We start from the raw sequence: 25,444 nt of genomic DNA on the forward strand, positions 1-25,444 counted from the left end.
GCCCGCCAACGGCAGCACCGGCCGCTGCGCCTGCCAGAGTCCCCGGACCAGAAGCTGCCGTACCCAGCGCACCAGACACTGCTCCCCCTGCTGCTCCAGCCACAGCGCCGTCTGTCGCTCCCTTAGTAACCGCATCAGAGCATCCGCCTTCGTACCCTGAATTAGCGTTACCTCCTGATACGATTGTAATTTCTTTCTCTGTCAGCAACCTGATAGTCATAGTGTATTTTTCCCGATTAAGGTTTTCGACAAAATGAGCCTGTCAACAATTACGACGAAGATGGCAGCACCAATGACTATCTGATTAAAGCTGACGTGAAGACCCAGTAAATCTGAGGTTTTACCAACAGACCAGCCCAGAAATGCGCCAATGATGAGGGCCATTAATGCTCTGAAGATCAAGTTCTTAATCATCCCTCCCCCTTTGTAGTAACCACTGTATGTATCTGTTCAGATGATATTTAACCAAATAATGATAAGAAATGTAAACTATCTTTTAACTAAGATATAACATTCAGTCATCAGTAACAAAATAGGAAACGGGCGCAGCCGCCACCTTATCGACGATCTGCGTCGACATCCGGTGCTGTACAGACTGAGCCGCGGACAGATAAAGTCTGCTGTCATCACTGTAGAGGGGCTCTTTCAGCTGTTGTGCAGAAAAATCCGTGCAGTGGCTGTAGATATTCATAAACAAATTGTTGTAGTTGCTAATGTAGTTTTCAGTAATTCGAATTTTTGACGGGGTAACATTTTTATCATCCAGGCTGCCCATCTGAGCCGGGTGAATGATAAAAATGGCCTCCTTCATGGACTGTCGCTGGTCTGCGGCGCAGTAGGGAATGGTAGCAGCCGAGGCCACCACTGACAGATTAACGGTAGTCACGGGTAAGCGCGAACCGCGGATGGCATAGTACATCGATAGCGCCGAGTCCATATCTCCCCCTACACTGTTGAAATAGAGATAAACATGCTCTGCATTTACATACCGCTGATTAATCTCATCCAGTACCGACATAAAAGCCGCTGATTTTTTAATGGTAATCAGACCGCTGAAGGTGACCTTGACCGTTTTCACATCCTTAAACATGGTGTTATCGGCCATCTGATAAGTGTTGGCCATCGCCATGGATGGCAGGAATATGGCCATCAACAGAGCAGCTGTTTTTTTCTTCACGTTCTTCTCCGGTTATAAAGGGGAGTTTATCACTGCCCGGGCAGGCCGAGACGGATGACCCGATCGGCAGAATTAATGGTCGATGGCCGGTGTGCGATGATCACCCGGGTAATATCCAGTGCGGCAATGGCGTTGTTAATCAGCATCTCATTAGTTTCGTCCAGGTGACTGGTTGCTTCATCCATAAACAGGATCCGGGGCTGGCGATACAGGGCGCGGGCGATGAAGACGCGCTGCCGCTGACCTCCTGATAGTCCCTCTCCCAGCTCACCAATCAGCGTCTCATAACCCATCGGCATGCCGATAATGTCGTCGTGGATATGCGCAGCCCTGGCGCAACGCTCCAACAGCGCCTCGTCGGCGTTTTCGCAAAAACCGCTGATGTTATCCTTCAGAGAGCCGGAAAAAAGCCGGTCTTCTTGCAAAATGCAGGCCACCGCCTGCCTGAAACTGGCGGCGCCCAGCGTTCTGACATTTCTGCCGCCCGCCAGTACGCAGCCCTCCGTCGGTTCGGTGAGTCCGCACAGCACCTTCATCAGGGTACTTTTGCCACATCCGGACGGTCCGGTAATGGCCACGCTTTCGCCGGCATCGATATGCAGGTTAAGCCCGGTAAACACGGCAGGCGCGTGCGCGTCATAGCTGAACGTCAGCGCCTGAGCAGTAAGGGACAAAGGACCCTGACCTGCCAGAGGAAGTCTGCCTGATTCGTCGGACTCAGCTTCACTGAGTGCAATGTCAGCAATTCTCTCGTTGTGCACGGAAAGCATTCTGAGCTGAATAAAAAGCCCGGTCAGCGACAGTATCCGGTCCGAAAACAGACCGCGAAAGGCGCTGAAGGCGACAAATGCCCCGACCGTCATCTGATTGTCCATCACCCGCGTGATGCCAAGCCAGAGGATCAGAACGTTATCGCAGGCGCTGATAAAGGCACTCAGCACGCTAAAAAGCATGTCGAAACGGGCCAGCCGGAAACCCGTGCTCACGCTCTCTGATATCTGGCTGAGCCAGTTCTGCCGCCGTCGTTCAGATAATCCCTGCGCCCGGACGGTAGCCACGCCAAACAGTGTTTCGGTGAACGACGAGGCTGCACGACCATTTTTGACCAGGAGTTCCTCTGAGGTCTGCCGGTAGACCGGATAGAACAGCAACCGGATCAGCACGTAAAGTGCCGTGACCACCACCACCACGGCAGCGAGCCACCCACCATAAAGGCACAGCAGCACCAGCGCGCCCGCTGACATAATGCCGTCGGTCAGTGCCCCAGTAATATTGCGCGTGAACGTGGTCCTGATGGCGTCCAGTGAACCGAATCTCGACTGAATGTCACCGGTATGTCGTTTTTCAAACCAGACGAGCGGCAGCCGCAGAAGATGACGAAACAGACCGTCTTTCCACTGGATGTCGGTCAGGGTATTCATGATCAGCGACGTCCGGTTTCTTAACACGCTGAGTCCGGCCTGAAGCAGCGTCAGCATCAGCAGGCCGAGGCAAATCAACATCAGAAGGCCGCGGTCATCTGCCGGCACGGCGTGATCCATCACCATCTGAGTGCCAACAGGCAGCAGCAGCCCGATAAACTCAATGACCAGTGAGAGACTGAAAATCACCGTCAGTGAGGCGCGCAGGCCGGTGATATTACGTGCAAGCCTTCCCGTATGAAGGCGCGTTCTCTGCCGGGTTGGTGTGAATCCGGCATCCGGCCAGATTTCCAGCGCCACCCCGGTAAAGTGCTCTGTAAGCTCCCGATGCCCGACGACCCTTCGGCCCAGCGCCGGATCGTGTATGACACAGCCGTCCTTTCTTACCTTCACCAGTACCACAAAATGGCTGAAGTCCCAGTGCAGAATGCAGGGCAGTCGGATTTCCGGCAGGTCGTCCAGATCCAGAGACAAAGGTCGGGTGGCCATTCCGTTACGGGTGGCAATCTCCATCAACTCAGCCAGCGTGGCACCGCGAGAGGAAATACCGTGAGCATGACGCAGCGTTAACAGGTCCGTATCCCGACCAAACCACCCTGCAACCATCGCCAGGCAGGCCAGTCCACACTCAGCCGACTCGGTCTGCAAAATTAAAGGGAAACGTCTGCGAAAACGCAGATCCAGCCTCTCCGTCATCCTTAACATCGCGTCTTTATTTTCCACCGGTAGGCCCTCCCGCGCTTTCAATCAGATCGTAGAAAGGAGACAGCACCCACTGATACAGTCGTCGGTTCTCAAGAAACAGCGTGGCAGAGGCCTTCATGCCATTCTCAGCGGGCAACTGGCGTCCCTGCCAGGCAAACCGGCTGGAGTCAGGCTCGACGCTGACACGATACCAGGTCTGGGGATGCTGGGGATCGATACCGGGCGCGGACGGATAGGTGGCCATCTCCTGGAACGTTGCGGGCACCCCAGCGACGGCAACAATGTGTCCGGGATAAAGACCAAATTTTTCTGACGGAAATGCATCGTAGCGGATATTGACCCGATCTCCCGGACGCAGAAACGGTACTGCGTTATCCGGCACCCACAGCACGAGCTGATAGCGGGATGCGTTTCCGGGGATGATTTGCATCAACGCATCACCTGCACGCGCAACCTGACCGCTGGCGGTATTAACAGAGTCAATCTGCCCATCGGTTGGTGCGGTAACCACCAGTGTTCCTGCCGCCTCCGCATCCGTCAGCTGCCGGTTGAGATCACTACGCTGTATCTCAAGCTGATAAATCCGGTTATCAAAGTCGGTGGCCTGAGTCTGGATATTCCCCTCCAGTGACATCACCTGTAGGGCGTTTTGCTCATTCTGGGTGACCAGTGAAAGCAGGTCATTCTGCTGCTGATAATAGAGGGCCGTCTGGCTGGTCAGCTGATCCTGATTTATCAGCCCGCGGCGATGATAATTGCGGTAATTTTCCATGCCGGACTTCATAATTTCCAGCCCATGCTGGGACTGGCGGACAATATCCGAGGAATGCCTGAGCGCGTCTTCATAACGTGCTTTCTGGGCCGTCAGGGTATCGAGTGTCACCTGCCGGTTCTGCCTGAGCCGGGCAATAATGCTCTCGACGGTAGCTATCTGGCCGCGAATGGTTTCCCGCTGGCGTTCACTGACGCCACCCGATAATGTGGTTCTGCTGACGTCAATGTCCATAAGGGGTTGCCCCTTTTTGACCCTCTCTCCAGGCCAGACGCGCTGCGTAATAACAAATCCCTGCGCCTCCGAAAAAAGAGTGACGGCCCGTGGAACGGAAACCAGCTCCCCTCTGACGGTAACCCGCCGCGTGTAGGTACCCGATATCAGCAGGCTGAGCAAACACAGGAAGAATAAACCGGTAAAGGTGACAACAATGACGGGGGAAAGCGGTGGAATAAGTACGGCTTTTCCGGTCCATCGCCGTTTTCGGTGCTCCACCGCTTCCTCTCTGAACAGCATCCTTAATGACTCCTGATAAACGTGGACAATGTCATCCCACACGGCTGTATCAGGAAGGTTAATCATCAGATAACCTTCCTGATACAGTAAAAATAAACTGGTGTACTGGTTAAAAAAACACATCGGGGACCACAATGATATTCAGTCCACATGGTCAGCCCCCCGATTCCGCATACAATCAGACTCATTAATAACGGTGCAGTCAGTACAGGTAAGAAAACAGGGTCTATTTGTAAATTCAACCCTCGCCATACCGTGGGCGAGAGCGAAACTGAGCAGGCCAAATGAGAAATGATTACTCGCCCGGCCGGTTATTTATCGCTGCGTTTTTTCAGGGTGATCTGGCCCAACGTCTGCCACAAACGGGCTTTGTCACTGGCGTTTAAATGCTTCTGATTCAGTGAGTTCATAAAAGCCTTTTTATCGTTAAAGCGCTCTCCCCGGCTCAACCTGGTGCCAATTCCGCTAAGAATGCGGGTGCTTAACAGGCTGATTTTTGAACGTACCTGATCCAGAGGTTGTGGCTGCCAGCCTGTTTCCACGGTCGACAGCCAGTCTGCGCGATAGCGATACTGAATCGCTTTGGCGGCATCCATCTGTGCCTGAATAAAAGGTTTCACCGACTCCCCGTCCAGACCCAGCTTCTCCGCCTCAGAGACGGAGGCGGAAAGTACCTTGCTTTCCTGGGATAAATCTTCAATGGCAAGGTGATTATTTGCTTTGTATCCCGCCACGTCTTTCATATAAGACAAACGCTGGTTAATCAGGGAAACCACCTCGTCATTGCTGGCTGGCGCGGCCATCGCGGCGACAGAAAAAAACAGTCCGGCCAGCAGTACGCTTGCGGAAATCTTCGTGTCCATTCAACTTCACCTTTATTTCATTAACAGCCTGTTTCACCAGGCATCGTTCTTCTCAGCTGTTCCACACAGCCACGGCGTAACAGCATCACTTATACCGTCAGTGAGTGAGGACTTTGCGCTACCCGGTTCCCGCCTCATATCTGACCTGCGCCCGACGTGGTTGCTGAGACTGGCTTAATCAGCAACGGCGGTTATCAATACGCCACCGGTTTTATCACCTGATACCCCGGCTGATTGATATATTTTTCCAGCACCTGTTCCGACCACCGGTTTTTGTCCACCGGCTGGATGGTGACAGAGACAAACTGGCCGTCCACGCCCAGTTTTTCAGTGATAAGGTCGCTCAGAGCAGCGGACAGATCCGCCAGATCGATATGTTCTTCAGGGCCCTGATGAAAACTCAGATTAATATGCGGCATAGTGTCTTCTCCTGATTACTGGCTGAAGCTCTGGCAATAAAGGTAATGGGCCATGGCGATTTCCCCTGCCACTCGCGCCGTGTTAATCAATACCGCCTTATTGGCCTCGGCAGAGCGACCGGCGGTCATTTCCTCGGTCGCTTTCATGATGAATTTTGTTACTCCGCTACCGGTTATTCCATTCTGTCTGGCCTGCAATATGGCGCTGTCGATCACCTGCTGAATTTCCTCACTGTTAATCGCATCCTCTTCGCGCGTGGGAGTGGCAATAACCAGTCCCGCAGAGCCAGACAGCTGACGATTAATCTCAATGGCGCTGGCAATGTGCTGCGTGGAATCGATGCGCATCGGGCTTTTAAAACCGCTGCTGCGACAATAAAAGGCCGGGAAATCATCTGTCTGCCAGCTGACAACCGGCACACAATGCGTTTCGAGATATTCCAGCGTCAGTCCCACATCAAGAATGTTTTTCACCCCCGCGCAGACCACCGTCACTTTTGAACGCGTTAACTGAATCAGATCCGCTGAAATATCCATCGAGGTTTCAGCACCCCGATGCACCCCACCTAATCCTGCCGATGAAAAAAACGGGATACCGGCCAGCTCTGCAATAATCAGCGACGAGGCGACGCTGGTCGCCCCCATTGCTTTTTTTGCCAGAATAAATGGCAGGTCGCGACTTGAAACCTTGGCAATATCTGGCGTGGTGGCAAATTTTTCTATTTGCTGATGATTCATCCCCACCAGAATTTTGCCATCATCAATGCCAATGGTTGCCGGAACAGAGCCGCTGACCCGCACCGCCGCTTCAACTTTCAGCGCCGTGGCCACGTTGTCAGGATAATTAAGCCCGTGGGTAATGACGTTAGATTCCAGGGCAACGACCGGACGCCCCTGCTCAAGCGCATCTTTGACTTCAGGTTGATATTCCAGGGCCAGCTTTTTATTCAACATACTTTTTATCCTTGTGATGAATAGCAGGGGGTAATTTTTGCAACAGCTCGTCGATACCCTGGGATTTGAGCACAGCATAATGATCGACATTCAGCTCAATCAGCGTCAGCGGTTGCAGGCTGAAGCCGGGCGCATTATCAAGGAAGGAGTAATGATCCCCCTGCGCTTTAACAATGGTGACCGGGGCGTTCAGTTGACGATTTTGTAGCTCATCGAACGCATAGCTAAAGTCATAGGTGATTTCAACAATACGTATGATCCGCTCGACGATCTCTTCATGTAGCAAGGGAAAACGCTGACAGATAAAAGCAATAAATGCTTCACGCGTCTGGCATTGCGCCAGGCAGCGCGCCAGCAAGGGGCCATCGATTTGATGGGCGAAAACGGAAAATAAAATCGCCAGAAACACCGGATTATCAAAAGCGGCTTTATGCTCATAGCGCTGCTCACGTTCCATCTGGGTAACAGGAGCCCCCGGTGCCAGCAGGCAGAGCGTCTCAACCTCTTCCCCCTGCGCTTCAAGCTGGGCCGCAGTTTCGAACGCCACACGAGCGCCAAAGGAGTATCCCCACAGGGTATAAGGCCCTCGCGGCTGCACGGCTTTGATTTGCGCAATGTCCGCCAGCGCCATCTGTTGAATGGTTTGCAGGGGCGCTTCCCCTTCATTAATGCCGAGAGCCTGAACGCCGAAAAAAGCACGCTGATCAGGCAGGTTTTCAGCCAGCTGCCTGAGATTCAATGGATAGCCTCCCAGCCCCGGCCAGCAGAACACCGGACGCTCGCTGAAGGCGTTAAGTTTGATCAGCCGTGAGCAGTCCACGTCAGACTGCCTGCATGCGGCAACCGCTGCCGCCAGGCCTGAAATAGTGGGCGTCTGAAATATCACCTGTAACGGCAGTTTGATATTGAAATGCCGGTTAATACGATTAACCAGTGCCACGGCGGTAAGGGAATTTCCCCCGCCCTCAAAAAAATCATCGTTGGCAAAAACCGTTTCCCACTTCATCACCGCACACCAGATTTTACCGACAGCCTGTTCCAGCGCAGTGCTGAGCGGTGTTTTCTCACCGCTATCCGCTGTCTCGTGCAATTCCGTCCGCGCCTTCAGCGCCTGAAGGTCAATTTTTCCATTGGCGGTATGCGGCAGGTTGTCCACAATGATGACTTTATTCGGCACCATATATTTCGGCAGCTGCGCCGTCAGGTCCTCTTTCAGTAACTCAACCGGGCCCTGCATATGAATGCGATCCTCATTCATTCCCTCATGCAGATACTGCGCCTCGCTTATTGGCCCACCAAGGCAAAAATATAAGCAATCCATCGGCAGCTTGTTCTCCGCCAGAATGCTGCGCAGGGTTACCGCCGCTGGCAGATCATGCTGGCTTTTCGAACTGTAGCCGGAAGACATCATGCCCAGCAGTTGGTCATTTGATTGCAGCCGATGCATTTCACGCCCGGCAAGCGTGTAATGTTCATCAGGGTCTGCGCCGTTGCACACCACGCTGATACCAAACTGTGCCCGTTCAAACACCCGTTGGTTAATGGCAATCACATCCTTTTTTTGCAACATGCTGTCGGTCAGAAAATGCAATGCGCCCTGACGAAAAACATAAAGTCCGGGTTGCAACCCTCCAGTGGGTTGGTGAATTTGCAGATAGCGTTCAATCTGTGCCGCGTCAGGTCTGACCGGGCGACGACTGACCAGATAACCGCCCAGGTAGTCATCATACTCTTTACCCTCATACCAGACGGGCAGTTCGCCTCTCTGCGAGGCTGAACGCTCAGCGTGCAGGCCGAACTCAGGAAGCAGTTGATCAAAAAGCCCCAGCATATGGCCCGCTTCCATCTCCAGCACTTCGCGCAGATTATTTTTATACACCGGCTGAATGGCATCACGGTTGCCGATGAAATGCAGTTTTATCCAGGGCTCGCTGGTTGCCACCAGTGGCGCAACTGGCACCAACAGATGCTCAATCGGGTGATAGTAATAAATGCCGGTCGGCAGCCCTGCCACACCACTCAGTTCAAGATAAAGCTGTGTCGCGTACAGCGCGCCCGGTGAGGCATAGGCATATTTAGGCAGCAGCCTCTCCTCATTTATAAACTGCCCGAAATAACGCAGCATTTTGCCGAAAGCCTCCGCAGTCAATGTGCGCTGGCCCGGCGGTACTTCGCCTGCTGGCGGCTGGCAGCTCAGCACCCCGATCAGCCGTTGCTCGGTGAGAGGCGTATCGCCTGCAAAAAAACGGTAGGTCTTGCGACCAAAAGCGATTTTGCGCTGCTCGCGGTCAGGCTCCTTAAAGGCTAAGGCAATGCTTTGCGCCCGCTGCTCAGTAGAGAGCTGGCGGCAGCCCGCATTAGAGAGTTGCGCTCTGACCTGAAACTTACTGGATTTGGAGATATGGTGGCTGTCGTGATTGTCCTGGTCCATCAGGGCGGCCTGCCGCTTATCCAGTTCAACGCAGGCAATCAGCGTTTGAAAACCTGAGCGAGGATCCTGTTTAACTATCACTGCGGCGGTCTTAACCCAGTGATGGTTTTCAATCGCCAGCCGGATTTCATCCAGTTCCACGCGGTAGCCACGCAGCTTAATCTGGTTGTCTGCACGCCCGACAAAAAAGGTATTGCCGCTGCTGTCCTGACGGACCAGGTCGCCGGTCCTGTACAGGCGATGGTGGCCGGGAGTAGTGTTGCCCGGCAGCGTAATAAACTTCTCCCGGGTCAGGTCGGGGCGCTGCCAGTAGCCTTGCGCCACCTGTAGACCTGAAATGTAGAGTTCCCCCGTCTCACCGGGCTTAACCGGCGCGCCTGCGCTGTCCAGCAGATGATAAAGGGTATCAGCGACCGGCCTGCCTATCGCAATCGCATCCGGATAACCTTCAACGGATTCAGGTTCGAGGGTAAAGGAAGAGGCATTAATCGTGCATTCGGTTGGACCATACAAGTTAGTCAGAGTCGCCTGCGGCAAACGCTGAAAAAATTCTACGGCCAGATTGCGGGTCAGAATTTCTCCGCCGCTGAACACCTTTTTCAGCGTCAGACAATCCGGAAACAGCGGGTGCCCGACCAGTGCCTGAAGCAGAGTGGGCACACACTGCAAGACGGTTATGCGATGATTTTGCAGCGTTTCAATCATCGCATCGGGGTCGCGATAACAGTTTTTGGCTGCCACCACCAGCTGACTGCCAAAAGCAGGTGCCAGTATTTCCCACTGCGCCGCATCAAAACTTACCGGTGTTTTTTGTAAAATCCGGTCGTGATGATCAAAACCAAACTCTTTTTTCAACCAGGCCATCTGATGAGAAATATTAGCGCCGGTCACCACCACACCTTTCGGTTTACCTGTACTGCCAGAGGTATAAATCATATAAGCCAGCGGCTCCCGCTGAACAGGTAACACCGGAGACAGCGCGTCTGTGGTGGCGTCCTGAAGCTCGTCACAGCTGATAATCTTCACCCCCGCGCCTGCGATATGCGCCAGCTGAGCTTTAAGATGCGTTTGTGTTAATACCACCTTAATGCCGGAGTCATGCATCATATAGCGCAGACGTTCGGCAGGATAATCCGGCGCGAGGGGAAGATAGCCACGCCCGGCCGCCAGAATGCTCCAGGCACCACAAATCATCTCCACGGAGGGGTCGCAATAGAGCCCGATAAACTCCACGCTTTCATCAATCATCAAATGCAGAGTGGTGGCATTGCGCCTTATCGTCTGCAAAAAATCACGATAATTCAGCGAACTGCAATCATCTTTCACCGCGATATTTTCTGGCCGGTGAACAGCCTGTTTCTCCAGCATAGCCAGAAGACCGTCAGAACTGGCGCAGATAACTGGTTCTGGTAACGATTCAGCAACAGGGCTTTTGAAAGTCATGAGAGGTGATCTTTCTGAATGTTATAGTTCACCTGGAAGATACTTTTTTGTAAATCGATGTCAAGTGTCTTTTTATGAAGATACTTTCTTATGGCTGGGGTGGCACTAAAAAGTCAGCCGCTCACCGACCGTACATGGCCGGTGAAAAGATTATTTTTCTTTGGCTAACAGCCAGATACGTAATAGTGAAGCCAGCTGTTCACGCTGTTCGGCGTTAAGGGGAGACAAGATGTCATCTTCATTAGAGACATGCTCAGATATCGCTTTGTCTATCAACTGCATCCCTTTATCCGTTAATGACAGATTGCAGCTGCGCCTGTCGGCTTCACTGTACACGCGCTCAATAAAGCCCCGCTGAACCAGCCGCTCAACGCGCGTACTCATCGCACCGGAGGACAGCATCAGCGTCTGATACAGCTCGGTGGGCGTGGTAGGTGTATTGAGCCGCCTGAGCGTCGCCAGAATATCAAACTCTGTCTGACTTAAGTTATTATTCTTAAATGTTTTTTCCAGATTTTTCTCTACAATCCGGCTCATTCTGCTCACCCGGCCAAGCACCCCCATAGAAGAACAATCCAGGTCGGGGCGTTGCTGAAGCCACTGGACGAGTAGCCTGTCTACATGGTCGTACTGCATGGTCTTCCTCATAAAAAGAAACTTGAAAAAAGCGGAGCATGTGATTATCTTTTGCTTAAATATCTTTTATGAAAGATATCTACATGAAAGATATAATCATCTTAACATCTTATTGTCGTTTCTCAAGGACGCATCTATGTCTGACTACCGAAATGTCCATGTGTTGCCTGATTCGCCCTGGTTATCCTCTTTACATCTTCAGGCTCGCGATAAAACGGCAAGCCTGAACACCTTTGTGCACTCTTCCAATCTGATTATCCGGTTGTTATTAGAAAGTGCAGCGCAATATCTGCCTTACAGCGATAAGACGGTTATCACGCCGACAGGGGATGTTTTCCAGGGAAAAATGCTAAAAAACGGCATTTGTGGTGTTTCGGTAATCAGGGCCGGAGAAAGCATGGAGGCTGAGTTTCGGGCCATGTTTCCGGGCTCCCCCATTGGTAAAATACTTATTCAGCGGGATAAAGAGACCAAACAGCCCCATTATTTCTATTCTCATCTTCCCCCCGCTCTGGACAGCATGTCGGTCATGCTGTTTGAACCCATGCTGGCAACCGGCGGTTCGTTACTGAAAGCAATCGAGGTGCTGAGGGAAAGTGGCGTGGCTGTTGAAAATATTATCGTCGTCAATCTGCTGGCTTCACCGCCCGGCATTGAGAGGGTGGTGAAAACATGGCCCACATTGAAAATTGTCACCTCCTCCATTGAAGAAGGGCTGACCGAAGCTGCGTTTATGCGTCCCGGGATCGGAGATTTTGGCGACCGGTATTTCGGAACCTGGCCTGGGGCTGCTCATGAATAAATTTACGACATTATTTAATATCCTTATCACCTCACTGGCCCCGGTCATCTGGGGCAGCACCTATATCGTGACCACCCAAACCCTTCCGCCACATATGCCCATACTGGCATCGGTAATCAGAGCGCTGGGCGCGGGTCTTATCCTGTTAATTTTCTGCCGCATTCGTCCGTATGGCATCTGGTGGCTGCGTATTGCGATTTTAGGATTTCTGAATATTGGATTGTTTTTTTATTGCTTATTTACGGCCGCTTATTTTCTGCCTGGCGGGCTGGCCTCGCTGGTGATGTCCTGTCAGCCGGTTATCGTGATGGTTGTCGGCGCGGTGGTTTTCCGCCATAAGCTGAGGATGCTACACGTTATATCAGCCGTGATTGGTGTAACAGGTATCAGCCTGCTGGTGTTGAACAGTGCTGTGGTATTAAATTTTTACGGCGTGGTGACCGGACTCCTTGGCGCGACCAGCATGGCGCTGGGCATTCTTCTGACCAAACACTGGGGCCGACCGAAAAATATGTCTTTACTGGCCTTCACCGGTTGGCAATTAACGCTGGGCGGATTAATGCTGCTGCCCGCTGCGCTGACGCTGGAGAAATTACCTTCGACGCTGACCTTTACCAATCTGCTGGGTTACAGCTGGCTGACGCTGGCCGGTGGCGTACTGGGCTACGTTATCTGGTTCCGCGGAATAGAAAAATTACCGCCGGTGACCACGTCTTTCCTGGGATTTATGAGTTCCCTCGCCGCCTGCGTTCTTGGCTATGTCATTCTGGGGCAGACATTTACGGGCTTACAGCTGGTGGGCTGTCTGGCAATTATTACCGCCATCTGGCTTGCCCGTCCGCAACGTGAAAATCCGCCCGCACGGGCATCGCAGCCTGAAAACATAACGCATTCCGCTAAACGGCGCTGCTAAGCTTTCCTGATAAATGCATGTCTGAGAGTCATATAATGAAAGATAATCACATCGTCGTGATGTTTGACCTTGACGGTACGCTTTTCGATACCGCACAAGCTATTCCTCTGGCGTTTAATGCCGCTTTTCGCACTCTGGGGTTAAGTGAGCTTCCGGCTGCGGAAATAAAAAAAACCATCGGATTACCGTTAGAAAAAGCCTTTTCCGGCCTGATGAATTTACCGGTGGATCAGCCCCAGGTGGTTTGCGCGGTGAAAGAGTATCAACAGCAGTTTAAGACTCTTATTCTGCCCCTGGCGAAGGAGCTGCTTTTTGCCGGTGTTACCGTCGGCCTTGAAAATCTTAAATCATCGGGGTTCCGTTTGTCGGTCACGACAAATAAATTTGCGCACAGCGCCAATACCCTGCTGACCGCAGCCGGAATTTCTCACCTGTTTGATATCGTGGTCGGCGCGGATGAGGTGACCCTGAAGAAGCCGCATCCTGAGTCCGGACAGAAAATACTCGATTTCTTTCAGGTAGATAACTCACAAGCCATTATGGTGGGTGACACCACCCACGACATTTTGATGGCAAACAATCTGGGCTGCGCGTCGATAGCGGTAACCTACGGTATTCATGACCGGCAGACGCTGATCTCTGCCCAACCCATCGCGCTGGCAAAGTGCTTTGATGATGTGGTCGAACAGTGTCACCAGATAAAGTCATTACGCTTTCCCGCTTAATATCCGCCCCTCTGACTATTTCAACTATCATTGGGCTGTTTTATTACCTGTTAATCGCAGAGCTGATTAACGGCTGTCTGTCAGGGCGGGCAGGCTGCCAGCCCCACCAGAAGGGAAAATCGCATATCACCAACGCTCGGCAAGACATGCATAGCATCCCTGTTTTGCATTATGGATCTGAATGTAAGCGATCCTCTGGTCGCTGAAAAAACGTTGAATCAGACCTTCTGCCCGCTCTCCGTCACAGAGATCCGCCTGTTGCAGAAAATGGTGCTGGTCATATGCCCGTAACGAAAGAATTCGACCTGTCAGCACTTCCGGCAAGGCGTTAGCGTAGATGCCTTGCTGCGTGCATCCTTCCCAGATATAGATTGCGTGGGAACCGTAATAAGGCGTATCCGCAGGTTGATAGATATGGTTGACCAGAAGCGCCGTTTCTCCGGCAGGAATTTCACACAATGAAATTCGATCCGGATAGCCGGGATGGCTGTCCACCGTTATTCTCACTGCACCCTGTTTTTTCAGATCGCACTCGCTCTGACCAAAAAGATGCGTAAATTCTGCGGCTTTAAGACCTGAAATTTTATATCCCATCATTATCTCCCGTGATGACCAGAAGATTCTGGCCTGCACTGACGGATAAAACTCGCTGTTTCAGGACATCGAAGCAGAAATAATCAACGTTTCTGTTATGTTATTGTCTGGTGATCACCCCCTTCCATGGCCCTTTTGGTGCCAGAAGAGCTGTTCGAGGTAAAAATTGAGGTTATGAAAGCGGAGAAGATCAATACCGGCCTGCCGGATAAAAGTGACTGGATAGCGCGTATCTCCCCGCCGAATAAACCAGAGTGCATTGAGGCTTATTTTTCCGGTCACGGCTACGACCTGCATCGCCATGATACCTGGGCTATTGGTCAGACTCTGGCGGGCGTGCAGAGTTTTCATTACCGGCGCACTCTGGTTCACAGCCTGCCAGGCAGAACAATGGTGCTTCACCCCGACGAGTTACATGATGGTCATGCGGGTACGGAGAAAGGATTTCGCTACCGCATGGTCTATATCCAGCCCTCGCTGATACAGCATGTATTGCAAGGCTTACCTTTGCCATTTATCGCAGGCGGCCTTTCTGATCATCCGGGACTGTTTGCCGCATCAAATGCTTTACTCAACCCAGGGCAAAGCGCCGATCCGCTGGAAACCGATGATGCCCTGTTTGATCTCGCCCATGCCCTTGCCGCCGCATCGGGTGTCCGACGTGGCCGAAAAAGTATTGATTACCGCTCGGCTGAACAGGCCAGAATTTATCTGCTGGACAGTCTTGAACATCCCGTAACGTTAGAAGAGTTAGAACAAGCCACCGGTCGTGAAAGATGGTCTTTATCCCGTGATTTCAGGGTGCTTTTTGGCACCAGCCCTTACCGGTATTTAACCATGCGACGACTGGAACTTGCGCGGTGCCTGATTTCCTCAGGCATTCCGCTGGTCCATGCCGCGATAAGGGCAGGATTTGTTGATCAGAGCCATATGACCAGACATTTTAAAAAAACCTATGGGCAGACGCCCTGGCGTTGGTTGCAGGTTCAGCAGCACTCTCCTGCTGAACATCGCGTTAACCTGCACGATCGTACAAGACGGTGGTAACAGGCCTGTCTTATCCTGGCGTCTCCGGATTTTTAAACAGGCTCTTATTACTATGCGTAGCACAAATGAACGTCCTGATTCTCCCCAGGTGGTTAACTTTCATCACAAACTGAATTTGTTAACCGAACACTGGCAGCCCCGGATAGTGGCTGAAATGAATAATTATCAGTTTAAAATAGTCAAAATTCTGGGTGATTTCGTGATGCACACACATGCCGATACCGACGAAGCCTTCATCGTGTTAGAAGGTCAGCTTCGTATCGATTTCCTGGAGGGGCACGTTGTGGTTAATGCGGGCGAGATGTACGTTGTCCCGGCGGGTACAGCCCATAAAACCCGCGCAGAAAGCGAGGTCAGGATGCTGATGATCGAGCCTGAAGGCGTGACCAATACCGGTGATGAAGGGGGCGAGCGAACAGCACCCAATGACGTCTGGATATAATCCTGTCTGATATTTTAATGATTAAAATATTATCGAACTGCTAAACCGGCACCTGATATTTTTATTAAAGCCATCGTTAAGAAAAAAGATGGCTTTATTTATTATCAGAAGAAGAAAAAAAATTCTGATAATTTAATTCTGTCAGCCACAGCAATTTATTTCATGGGGGCTGACAGAAACTCTGGCAACTGTTCTGCCAGCATGGCGAATCTGTCTGCCTCTGGATACTGTCCACCACTGACGCTATCCGGCAACATCATAACCGTAAAACTCCAGGCCACGGCGATAGTAATACCTGCAATGCTCAGGGCATCAGGAGCACTTTCCCGCAGGCGCTCTTCCAGCGTCTGCCACGCGCCATGAAGTTGCCCGGTCACCCTCTCCACCCACGGCTGATGCTGCTTTTCCTCCGGCCTCAGACGCCGTTCGTAAACAAGCTGCACCGCCTTCTCGCAGGCTGCCAGAGCAAGCCCCGTCAGGCATAAATCCCGCACGCCTTCCGGGCCGGATGCTGATACCCGCCCTGAAGTCTGAGCATCTGATGTCGCGAGGTAATCCATTATCAGCGTTGAGTCCATCAGGACCTGGTGGTCATCGGTGATCAGCGTCGGGACTTTAACCACCGGGTTAATTTTTTTAAATGCCTCAAAATCAGCAAAAACCGACAGCGGACGATGTTCAAACTCTGTACCCAGCACCTTCATAAAGATGGCAACACGTCTCACATACGGCGAATCCAGCATTCCGATCAGTACCATCGCTTTACCCCATAATATGTTGATTAACAGACTCAATCACCTGCGCGCCAACAGGCAGTATAGTAAGCCGCCTGGAAGTTAACCGTTGCCGGGCAGATATTTCACCGCTGAGGATGAATACGCCTGCACACGGACCTCAAAGAAAGAGCAAAACCTGCGGCAATGACTTATTACCCGGCAGCGGTAATTCCGGCTTGTTTTTAAATCAATGGCGTCAGATCTGACTTTACGCCATGCTGCTACGACAACGTCAACTCGCATCAGGATCAAAACGCTATGCTCATCAGGACCGCCCCGCCCTCCGGAAGTTTTTTCAACTGCGCTGACGCCGGTGACAGCAGGGCAGAATTCTGGCGGGATGAGTATGTGGAAAGTCGTCGCGCCTGTCACAGCCGGGCATGTTATAAACCTCACAGCCATCCCACCTTTTCCGTGGGTGCCGTTGATGCGGGTGGCAGTCTGTTCACCGGGACATCAGCTGGCCCCTGTGCGTTGCGCCCGGGGATGATGGTGTTCATTCCGGCAGGCGGCGTTCATGCCTGTAATCCTTTACCCGATCGGCCCTGGAGCTACCAGATGATGCATCTGGATACCGGATGGTTAAGCGAGGTTATGGCTGAAATAGCGGCTGTTTCAGGCAAATTCTTCAGTGAAAGTGAAATCCGCATCGTTGATGATGGCGCTGTCTATGGTCGCTTCTGTCAACTGAATACCCTGCTGTTTTCAGACGCCAGCGCAGAAGAAAAAAATGCCGCGTTGATCGAATTTATTGGCGACTGTGAGTGTGATATGGATGCGGTGAAAACCTTTGCGGTGACCCCGCCGTCGGCCAGGCTGGCGCTCAGAAGCGTTATTGAGGCGTTACAGCAGGCCAGGCCGTGGGCGCTGGCCGAACTGGCCGATATGGCAGGCATGAGTCGTTATCAGCTCATCAGGGAGTTTCACGCCGCCACGGGCATGACACCACATGCTTATCAGCTCAATGTGCGTATTAATCAGGCTCGCCGTTGGCTTCAGTCCGGTCATGACATCGCCGATATTGCTTACCGGCTGGGTTTTGCCGATCAAAGCCATTTTCAACGGGTTTTCAAGGCGCATACCGGCGTCACGCCGGGCTGCTATCGCACCTGAGTAACCTGCAATTTTATTCAATACAACGCAGAACCGGCACTGCATCCTGTTAAAAATTTTAAGAGGGTAATGCAGTGATGGAGCAGTTTTTATTAGTGGCAGCCGCACATTTCCTGGCGTTACTGTCGCCCGGCCCGGATTTTTTTCTGGTTGCACGCACCTCAATCAGAGCCGGCTGGCGTCATGCCGCAAAAGTTTGTCTGGGTATAGCCACCGCCAATGGGGTGTTTATTCTTGCGGCTTTCAGCGGTATCACCCTTTTCCGTCCTGAAAGCATCAGTTTTATAATTATTCAGCTGGCAGGCTGTGGCTGGTTATTGTATGTCGGGATACTTTTTATTCGCTTTGCTGGCAGCAGTGGCCTCGCTGAGCATGACGTCAACCGCATGACAGAATCTGCCGATATACTGCGTGACAGTCGGGCATTCGGCATGGGCTTCCTGTCTGCAATTCTCAACCCTAAAAACGCACTGTTTTATGTCAGCCTGGCGACACTGATTGGTAATTCTCATACTGCGCCGGGTTTGAAAATCGCCTATGGCGTGTGGATGTTTAGCGTTGTGCTGCTGTGGGATTTATTGATCGCCATCTTCATTGGCAATCAGCGGGTACTGCACTCTTTCTCGCAGGCATTGCCCTGGCTGGAACGTATTTCAGGCGTCATTCTGATTGGACTGGCACTGGGTGTTATCGCAGTCAATGTCATCGCTCTGGTCTGACGGGCGGCGCGATGCCCATCAGCAGGTGGAAGCACTGATTAACTGCCCTTTTCCCGCGTCGGTATCCCAGACCACTAAAACCTCGGCAAAGGGATCGGCCGCAATGACTAAATCGCCCTCTGAATTCCAGATACCCGATTGACCGGCGCTGAGGAAATTATCTGACGGCCCGGTGCTGTTTGCCATCATTACGGTCATTCCGTGTTTTTTCGCGATAGCTGGATAATGAACATATGCAGCGTTAACACCGTTGTTTGATTTGGCAACGCTGGCGAGGTAGAGCGTGGCTCCGGCTTTCGCGGCCTTCTCCGCATGGCCTGGCTGGAGGGACTCATAGCAAATGGCCGGAGCCATCACCTGCTGTTCAGCATAGAATAATTTATCTTCTCTGCCCGCCACGAAAAAAGGCAGTTCATCAGCGTGTAAATGCTGTTTAGCGTAAAGGCTGCGTGGCGCATCTGGCTGGAAAACGATCATACCTATCTTCACTCCCGCCGCATCCTGCACGGGTGCGCCAGCAGCGATCACTATCCCATGTTGGCGGCTTAAATCCTCAAGCGGGTTGAGTTGTGGATCTGTCGGAGCGATAGCCAACTGCCTGGCAAGGCCCGGTTCATAACCCGTCAGGGAGAGTTCAGGGAAAAAAATAACTGAAATGCCGTTAGCAACCGCCAGTTCTGTCAGCTGTATATGCTTTCTGAGGTTTAACCCGACATTACCTGCCACGGTAGATATTTGCGCAGCTGCCAGCTTCATCGCGACTCCAGACCTGAATAATTCTGCTTAAGATATCAGCACTATAACATTCTGATAACCCATCGAACATTTGCAGGTGTAAAATTAGCCAGCCGCGATGCTGCATCGCGGATTATGGGCCCGCTCATCATTTCAAATCGCCTGCCCGGGTCCGGCATACAGGTATGAGCGGGCTAAGCATTTTACGCCACCAATGTGATGGCGTAGCGGTTCTCAGCTCTGCGTCTGTTGTTCCAACAGCGCCCGCACGGTCTGATGGCGATGCCAGTAAAGGCCCAGCGTGTGCTTAACCTTCTCAATCTCCTTTTTCAGACCAGGCAAGCGGATCTCACTGCGTTTTTTTCCCTGAGCGTTCGGTTGCAGATGCTGCACATACAAAATATCTCTGCCGAAATTGCGAATAACGTTAATATTTTTGACATTATCCCAGGCTAACAGCTCAGCCGTTTTCGGCGTCACAATACCCTGCCAGGTGATTTCAATCTGCGAGCCGTCTTTTAAGGTAAAAGGCATATTGGGGAAATGCTTCAGCACCAGCGCGGTCTCTTCTTCACCAGTGGGCTGATAGCGCCAGGCCAGGCTTTGTTCATGAACAGCAGAGAAATCACGCTCATATTTTTGCCACAGCTGTCGTTCAATCTGTTCGGCAACGGGCATCAGATCAACCCAACTTTCACCCGGCTGTTCAGAGGCAACAACGGCATAACGGGCTTCTTCGACGGTATAACCAACATTACGCATCCTCTCCACCAGCGGCGGGTGTGAATCAAACGGATGCGGCACATTCTGTTCACGCATGATGCTGATAAAGTCGGGTGAGTTGACGTGTTGAGGCAGCCCGTCAGCTATCGCTTTATGGATCCCCAGTTCATTCTCATGCAGCGTTTGATTCTCAAAAAGGGTGTGTTCGACTTCATTACGATAGCTGGCATAAGCCGAAATTTTGATCAACGATTCAACAATCGCTTCGGGTGAAACCAGCGTTGACGCCCTTCTGTCAGCCACAAATTCACGCTCACGACTGTTACGCTGCCATGCCAGTTCAAACAGCATGCGATACAGATAAAGCGGATAGAATACGATCAACGTCGCCAGATTCTCGCCCATCAAATGCATGTAGAGATCGAAGCGGTTTAGTTTCGGCCCGAGTAATGCACCTGAAGCAGTGTCACCTTCATGCAGGTGAGTCAGCTCATGTACCATGACGCCATCAGCCTGCGCCGTGGTCAGCTGCCGCAAGAGTGGCAGACTGACATACAGTTTGCGGCCACGGAGCTGTTGTTCATTGACACTCAGCGGCGCTTCTGTCACGTAGAAGTTCGTATCAATACCGGCAACAATATGGTCAGGGGGAGATGTCCCGACCCTGGCGGCCAGGGTATCAATTCTTGACCAGAGTGCAGGCGCTGCCTCACGGGTCACAATCTCACCTTCAATACTCTCTTCAGGCGGGAGCTTTTTAAAGATACCTTTGATCATATAGTACATACCGGCCAGCGCCAGCAGTCCTACCCCAAACACCAGCTTTGGATAGTAAGTTTGCGTGAAGAAAGCGGTTCCCCAGAACGACAGCCATACCAGCATTGCGCCCTGCACCACCACTTCCAGTGAACACGCGAACATCAGAAAGCGACGCGCCAGCGTCAGGCTAACTGCCTGCCCCCTTCGGTCTTTGAAGGCCAGCGCACCAAACAGCAATACCATCAGCAGTACCACGCCGCTACCGAGCAGGGTCCAGCGTGCGGCTTTATCCATCGTGTAGAACTGCCACAGTTCGGATTTTGGCGCGCAAACTGCATTTTTATAGCTGAGAAGTTGCTGGGCTACCGGGCCGCAGACGCTGTCAGGTGGATACTGTTGCAGAAAATTCGTCAGGTCGCCGACATCCTGATTCTTTGCTCGCGCATCATCAATAAAGATTTGTGTGTATTGCTGATTGAGTTGATTGCTACCGTATTCGGCAAAAACCAGAGTGATAATCGGAATAAGGAAAAGCGTGAACAAAAGCCAGAAGAAGACCTTAGCATAACCTTTTTTCAAAGCCGTTAATTTGTTCAAAGTATTAAACTCGCTAACTGTAAGTGGGAGGAAAAGCTGCTTGTCAGGAAATACCGGAACAAACTTCCCACTCAGGGGAAACGGCGTGAGATCCTTCTCTGCATGCTTCAGTTAAATTAATTTAATAATTACCGCAAGTTGATTATAAAAAAGTAACGTTAACATTCCGGAAAAATACGGAATAATTTTTCAGCCGCTACTACCTGTCATCGAGCGGCTGTGAATAGCGCAGGTATATCCCTACCAGCGCATACCTTTAAACGGGCTCCAGCCCTGCTCACCTTTTCTTTCTTTGAGATAATAAGCATAGTTGGTGGCAATGCCATACAGTGCATTAAACCCAAATCCCAGACCGAAATCGAGATGCTTTGGATAAGCGATTCCCAGCATGGCAAATGCAATCTCCAGCACAGTATATACGGCTATCATAATCAATATCAGCGTTATATTTTTCATCCATAACCCAAGTACAAACAGATAAATGGGACCAAAAAAGAAAGCAATAAGATTGAAATTTATTTTCACCTTAGCTTTGAAAGGGAGCTGCGCTAGCGCAGGCTTGTAACCCGGCGCAGAAGGCGCACCATGCAGGTCAAAAAAATCAAACCGAGCCTGCCACTTAGCACTGTAACTTTTCCCTGCATGGGCTTTTTTAGTACTTTCCATTTGTTGATCCATTATGACCTCAGAGTATTGATTGTTTTTTATGTTTATGATTTTAAATGACTTTAATTTTATTGATAAATAAATTACCGCGCAGATAATACTTGTAAGCAGGGCAGGCCATTGCATGGGAATATAAAAAAAGTGATGGCGTAAGCCAGAGCTATCAATTCTGCTGTTTAATAAAAATCCCACCAGGGTATTAATCGCTGAACCGATTCCTGCACCCAGAAGAACCTGTTCCAGTGATGTATTACCCTGCCTGACCGTAGGGTCTGGAAATAACCACATGAACAACAGAATCATCAATATGGGAGTGAGAAGCGTCAGAATACCGGCTCCACGATAGATAATCATTAAAGAAGTTCTCGCCAGAATGAGAAATATATGTTAATTTTTTGTGAATTATACATTGAGCTTTTTAAAATTCAAGGGTGAAGACAATGATTGTCTGGAAGGGCGTGGGTTTTTTCGTTGCTGCATTAATTGCTGTTGCTTACGTATTTTGCAAATGGACTATTAATATCATCTGGCAGGATGGTTATTTCTCAACGCATTTATGGGCAAAAGGCGTAACATTTATCCTTTCCGCCATTTTTTGTACGGTTTTTATTTTGCTTATAAAGCAGGAAAAACCCTGGACTATATTGCCAGGATGACCAACAGCCAACCAATGATGGCACCTGAAAAAACGCACAGTTTCTTTTTTATCCCGGTCATTTACTGGCCGGTGATTCTGTTTTTATCCGGTCTGGGCATATGTATTTATGACCTGATGAAGTAAGCCACCACCTGTAATTTGCATATGGTGTGTGCCATCTTTATTCCGGCGTAACAAGAGCATTAACCATAAAGAGGGAGTTTAAAGTGAAGTTAAAAAAATCATTAAACGTTATCGGCACACTTTGTCTGATGACCACACTTGCCATCACGGCGGTTGAAGCATCGGCTGCTGAAAGTCAGCCATCTGCAACAGCCAACAGCGAAGTCCTGACACTGCTTAAGGGTAAGCTGTCTTTTAAACTTCAGGGTTATGACGTTCAGCCGGTTCCGGGCAATGGTCCTGGCAAAATGTATGTCAATAAGCAGGCTAAGCGCGTGCTGATCATTGGCGAAGAGGATGTTCCGTTAATTTCCCGTAGTCTCAGTGAGCAGGAGGCTCTTGAAAGTATGGAAGAATCTATCAAGGAGCGGCAAAAACAGGCTTCACCAGCCTATACCGTAACCAGCGAAAAAACTGAAAACGTTAAGGGTCTGAAGGTGTATCACATTGAAGCCACCAGTAATATGGGCGGGAATAATGTGCTCCAGGATACGTTAATAGCTACAGCTGACAATAAATTCACTGTTATTCAGATTATTTCTAATCCTAAAAATAAGGCGGGTCACATCAGCGCGGTGAACAATATCCTCGGTAAGTGAAATATTTCCGGTTTTATAAGGAGAGGAATGCCCGCCACATTCAGATCACAATCTGAATCGCCCTGGCACAATATCTGACACGTCGGATCTGCAAAGCGCATAAATCTGTGCCGGAAGAGTCTGACAAAGAAAAGCCCCGAATAACGGGGCTTGCAACAGATACGCTAACGGTAGCTAATGACCTGGAATATCGAGATAACCATCTGATTTTTTTTAAAATCCCGAATCAAAAGGGTTCCTTTAACCTAAATCATTATAATTATTTTATATTCTTGATATATAACGTATTATTTATAAACTGTAAAATATTTGGTAAATAATTTAAAAATAAATTATTAGAAAATTATCAATTAATAGTTTAAGCCTATTGATTTATTAAATTTATATGTTACTAGTTATCAATGTCAGGAAGACAATTTTATTTGATTGCAAGGACGCAACTTATGAACAAACTGAAATATATTTCTCAGGAAGAGAAACTTATACTGTTGCTACAAAAATATGTTGAAAGATTGAAAGAGTCTGGTTTTGGACAGGAGAAAATCATTCGATATATTTGGCTTTTCTGCGTGGGATATTACATAAAATATTACTTGCCAATTAATCAAAATAACAAAATAGATAGTTTTACGATTATTGCCATGCTATCAAATGCTTTGATAAACAGCACTGACAGACTTGTAGAACATTTGGGATATGAGCATGAACTCACTTTTCTTTTCAGGTATTTAATTCACTATGTTATCAATAACAATGTTGAAGCTGAAAGTATATACAGTAAGGAAAGAGCAAAATACGAAAAAGCACTTTTATCAGATAAAATACATGCTGTTAAGAAAAAAAGGAAAGGAAGAAGACTGTAGAGACTATTATGCCTCTACATGCCATTTAGTTAAAAGCCGTTATGAACTGAGTCGGATTTAGAGCTAAAATTCCAGTCGCTTACTTTGTCTCCTTTAAAAGTGACAGTCAATGACTTTGATTGCGTGTCTGATCCAGAAGAAAAAAGATTAATAATAGGCACATAAGTTAATGCGGTCATATCTGATTTATAAGAAGAGTATAACCATTGTTCTTCATTACTACCCGTACTGGTCTCACGGCCTGGCTTGCCGAAGGAAGCAAGAACCTCATTCTTCGTGGTTTTTCCATTTTTGATTTTCGTGCTTACACTTTGCTTCGTCTCATTTGAAATAGAATGATTTCCAGCTGTTGAACTGCAACCAGCAATTCCGAAAATGAGGAACGAAAAAATAATCTTATTCATTTCACTTCTCCATTGATAACATTATCAAAAATCCGACACCAGCGTTGAAGTTGTTCTTCTGTGTCTTTAATTCCTTTAAGGTGGTGAAACTTCCCTTCACGTGGATAGAATTTAATTTGCCAAGTGGGAAATTCAATATCATTGACTCTGATAAAAAAACCAGAATTTTCAATATTATTGTGTTTGATAGATTGATTGTGTCCCGTTGCTCCTAAAATACTAACAAGGTCAAAAGCGACAATTTCACCTCCAGATTCAATTTGGCAATACCACTTCTCAACCTGATCAAAAGAGTAAGTTTTTTCACGTTTACCGTTTTTCAAAGTCAACTTTCGGGTATGAGTGTCTAAAAGCATTTTCGAATCTTTGAATTCATGACTCCAGGTGCCGTTGTTATCATACTTATCAATAGTCGAAGCATTAAGTTTTTTATAGAGATAAGACACGTAAGCGCTTAATAAAATAAAGAAAGAGGGAATACACCATAAAATCAGAACGTCTTTTGCTTTGTTATCCGCAGTGATATGCAGATACAGATATAAAGCTACCCCAACAACAATCCAGACTCTGAAAGAGCGGAAAAAGGACGGCTGACGTAAATTTTTGATTTCCATTGCTGTTTCTACCTGATTTGAGTTAAGTGAGCTTACAGATATCGATAACTATATGATTGGTCACTACTTTTGAAATCGATTTTTGAGAAAGCTCAAAACTTAAGCAAATCATTTGTACCGATCAATGCCTGCTTTATGATAGACATAGACTATCATGAATAGTTTATTGATCGTATTTATCGATCAATTAGTTTGG

The 25,444-nt window shown here is 49.6% G+C and carries 26 protein-coding genes; 10 read left to right on the plus strand and 16 right to left on the minus strand.

Going from position 1 to position 25,444, the window contains the following annotated elements; all coding sequences use genetic code 11:
- Nucleotides 1–216 precede the first annotated feature (216 nt).
- The 9 genes from BG55_RS00380 to BG55_RS00420 all read right to left on the minus strand — a co-directional run bounded on the left by BG55_RS00380 (nt 217) and on the right by BG55_RS00420 (nt 11,337).
- Nucleotides 217–414, minus strand: a complete 198-nt coding sequence (locus BG55_RS00380) for a hypothetical protein (RefSeq protein WP_034932925.1) — start codon at nt 412–414, stop codon at nt 217–219.
- A gap of 100 nt (nt 415–514) precedes the next feature.
- Complete coding sequence (locus tag BG55_RS00385; protein WP_052018629.1) at nt 515–1,177, minus strand: ATP-dependent Clp protease proteolytic subunit; 663 nt, start codon at nt 1,175–1,177, stop codon at nt 515–517.
- A 29-nt stretch (nt 1,178–1,206) separates the two neighbouring features.
- A complete protein-coding gene (locus BG55_RS00390) occupies nt 1,207–3,303 on the minus strand; it encodes a peptidase domain-containing ABC transporter (RefSeq protein WP_034932970.1) in 2,097 nt (698 codons plus the stop codon).
- 7 nt (nt 3,304–3,310) lie between these two features.
- On the minus strand, nt 3,311–4,657 hold the full coding sequence (locus tag BG55_RS00395; protein ID WP_268745042.1) for an HlyD family secretion protein: 1,347 nt from the start codon (nt 4,655–4,657) through the stop codon (nt 3,311–3,313).
- Between the two features lie 245 nt (nt 4,658–4,902).
- Nucleotides 4,903–5,454 carry a chorismate mutase gene (locus BG55_RS00400; protein WP_034932927.1) on the minus strand — a complete coding sequence of 184 codons (552 nt, stop codon included), beginning with the start codon at nt 5,452–5,454 and terminating at the stop codon, nt 4,903–4,905.
- 194 nt (nt 5,455–5,648) lie between these two features.
- Nucleotides 5,649–5,873, minus strand: a complete 225-nt coding sequence (locus BG55_RS00405) for a tautomerase family protein (RefSeq protein WP_034932929.1) — start codon at nt 5,871–5,873, stop codon at nt 5,649–5,651.
- 15 nt (nt 5,874–5,888) lie between these two features.
- A complete protein-coding gene (locus BG55_RS00410; protein ID WP_034932930.1) occupies nt 5,889–6,827 on the minus strand; it encodes a pseudouridine-5'-phosphate glycosidase in 939 nt (312 codons plus the stop codon).
- Nucleotides 6,817–10,701 (minus strand): amino acid adenylation domain-containing protein, encoded by a 3,885-nt coding sequence (locus tag BG55_RS00415; RefSeq protein ID WP_084276134.1) that lies wholly within the window; start codon nt 10,699–10,701, stop codon nt 6,817–6,819. Before BG55_RS00415 ends, BG55_RS00410 begins: the two co-directional genes overlap by 11 nt.
- A 150-nt stretch (nt 10,702–10,851) precedes the next feature.
- Nucleotides 10,852–11,337: a MarR family winged helix-turn-helix transcriptional regulator gene (locus tag BG55_RS00420; protein WP_034932933.1), complete on the minus strand. Its 486-nt coding sequence runs from the start codon at nt 11,335–11,337 to the stop codon at nt 10,852–10,854.
- A 136-nt stretch (nt 11,338–11,473) separates the two neighbouring features.
- Here BG55_RS00420 and upp point away from each other — a divergent pair, with 136 nt between their 5' ends.
- Genes upp through BG55_RS00435 form a run of 3 tightly spaced genes read left to right on the plus strand, consistent with a single transcriptional unit; the run spans nt 11,474 to nt 13,777 of the window.
- Nucleotides 11,474–12,139 carry a uracil phosphoribosyltransferase gene (gene upp / locus BG55_RS00425; RefSeq protein WP_034932934.1) on the plus strand — a complete coding sequence of 222 codons (666 nt, stop codon included), beginning with the start codon at nt 11,474–11,476 and terminating at the stop codon, nt 12,137–12,139.
- The gene (locus BG55_RS00430) at nt 12,132–13,052 is read left to right on the plus strand and encodes an EamA family transporter (RefSeq protein WP_052018630.1); all 921 of its coding nucleotides are present in this window, start codon (nt 12,132–12,134) and stop codon (nt 13,050–13,052) included. The genes upp and BG55_RS00430 overlap by 8 nt, the downstream gene beginning before the upstream one ends.
- Nucleotides 13,053–13,087: 35 nt before the next feature.
- A complete protein-coding gene (locus BG55_RS00435; RefSeq protein ID WP_034932937.1) occupies nt 13,088–13,777 on the plus strand; it encodes an HAD family hydrolase in 690 nt (229 codons plus the stop codon).
- Nucleotides 13,778–13,903: 126 nt separating this feature from the next.
- Here BG55_RS00435 and BG55_RS00440 read toward each other — a convergent pair whose 3' ends face one another.
- Nucleotides 13,904–14,371, minus strand: a complete 468-nt coding sequence (locus BG55_RS00440; RefSeq protein WP_034932939.1) for a DUF1203 domain-containing protein — start codon at nt 14,369–14,371, stop codon at nt 13,904–13,906.
- 174 nt (nt 14,372–14,545) lie between these two features.
- On the opposite strand from BG55_RS00440, the gene BG55_RS00445 reads away from it, so the two are divergent.
- Nucleotides 14,546–15,418, plus strand: a complete 873-nt coding sequence (locus BG55_RS00445) for an AraC family transcriptional regulator (protein WP_052018634.1) — start codon at nt 14,546–14,548, stop codon at nt 15,416–15,418.
- Nucleotides 15,419–15,470: 52 nt separating this feature from the next.
- Entirely contained in the window at nt 15,471–15,860 is a 390-nt protein-coding gene (locus BG55_RS00450; RefSeq protein ID WP_034932942.1) for a cupin domain-containing protein, read from the plus strand.
- A gap of 155 nt (nt 15,861–16,015) precedes the next feature.
- On the opposite strand, the gene BG55_RS00455 is transcribed toward BG55_RS00450, so the two are convergent.
- Nucleotides 16,016–16,618, minus strand: coding sequence for a glutathione S-transferase (locus tag BG55_RS00455; RefSeq protein WP_034932946.1), 603 nt, complete (start codon nt 16,616–16,618; stop codon nt 16,016–16,018).
- 276 nt (nt 16,619–16,894) lie between these two features.
- On the opposite strand from BG55_RS00455, the gene BG55_RS00460 reads away from it, so the two are divergent.
- Nucleotides 16,895–17,749, plus strand: a complete 855-nt coding sequence (locus BG55_RS00460; protein WP_052018631.1) for an AraC family transcriptional regulator — start codon at nt 16,895–16,897, stop codon at nt 17,747–17,749.
- A 77-nt stretch (nt 17,750–17,826) separates the two neighbouring features.
- Entirely contained in the window at nt 17,827–18,468 is a 642-nt protein-coding gene (locus tag BG55_RS00465) for a LysE family translocator (protein ID WP_034932951.1), read from the plus strand.
- Between the two features lie 18 nt (nt 18,469–18,486).
- Here the strand turns inward: BG55_RS00465 and BG55_RS00470 are convergent, their stop codons facing one another.
- From BG55_RS00470 to BG55_RS23090, 3 genes are all read right to left on the minus strand, one after another.
- Nucleotides 18,487–19,224, minus strand: a complete 738-nt coding sequence (locus BG55_RS00470; RefSeq protein WP_034932954.1) for a carbon-nitrogen hydrolase family protein — start codon at nt 19,222–19,224, stop codon at nt 18,487–18,489.
- A 213-nt stretch (nt 19,225–19,437) separates the two neighbouring features.
- A complete protein-coding gene (locus BG55_RS00475) occupies nt 19,438–21,282 on the minus strand; it encodes a M48 family metallopeptidase (RefSeq protein WP_034932957.1) in 1,845 nt (614 codons plus the stop codon).
- Between the two features lie 240 nt (nt 21,283–21,522).
- Entirely contained in the window at nt 21,523–22,302 is a 780-nt protein-coding gene (locus tag BG55_RS23090; RefSeq protein WP_235192688.1) for a DUF2628 domain-containing protein, read from the minus strand.
- A gap of 86 nt (nt 22,303–22,388) precedes the next feature.
- Between BG55_RS23090 and BG55_RS23095 the strand changes: the two genes are divergently transcribed.
- The 3 genes from BG55_RS23095 (at nt 22,389) to BG55_RS00495 (ending at nt 24,230) form a co-directional block, all read left to right on the plus strand.
- A complete protein-coding gene (locus BG55_RS23095; RefSeq protein WP_235192689.1) occupies nt 22,389–22,604 on the plus strand; it encodes a hypothetical protein in 216 nt (71 codons plus the stop codon).
- A gap of 208 nt (nt 22,605–22,812) precedes the next feature.
- On the plus strand, nt 22,813–23,367 hold the full coding sequence (locus BG55_RS00490) for a DcrB/PsbP domain-containing protein (RefSeq protein WP_052018633.1): 555 nt from the start codon (nt 22,813–22,815) through the stop codon (nt 23,365–23,367).
- Nucleotides 23,368–23,810: 443 nt separating this feature from the next.
- Complete coding sequence (locus BG55_RS00495) at nt 23,811–24,230, plus strand: hypothetical protein (RefSeq protein ID WP_034932960.1); 420 nt, start codon at nt 23,811–23,813, stop codon at nt 24,228–24,230.
- Between the two features lie 29 nt (nt 24,231–24,259).
- Here BG55_RS00495 and bamE read toward each other — a convergent pair whose 3' ends face one another.
- Nucleotides 24,260–24,634, minus strand: a complete 375-nt coding sequence (gene bamE / locus BG55_RS00500) for an SEN1984 family lipoprotein (RefSeq protein ID WP_034932962.1) — start codon at nt 24,632–24,634, stop codon at nt 24,260–24,262.
- Entirely contained in the window at nt 24,631–25,248 is a 618-nt protein-coding gene (locus BG55_RS22195) for a DUF4755 domain-containing protein (RefSeq protein ID WP_034932965.1), read from the minus strand. The genes bamE and BG55_RS22195 overlap by 4 nt, the downstream gene beginning before the upstream one ends.
- Nucleotides 25,249–25,444: the final 196 nt, after the last annotated feature.

Origin of the sequence: Erwinia mallotivora, assembly GCF_000590885.1 — a bacterium.
In the GTDB taxonomy this organism is placed as follows: domain Bacteria; phylum Pseudomonadota; class Gammaproteobacteria; order Enterobacterales; family Enterobacteriaceae; genus Erwinia; species Erwinia mallotivora.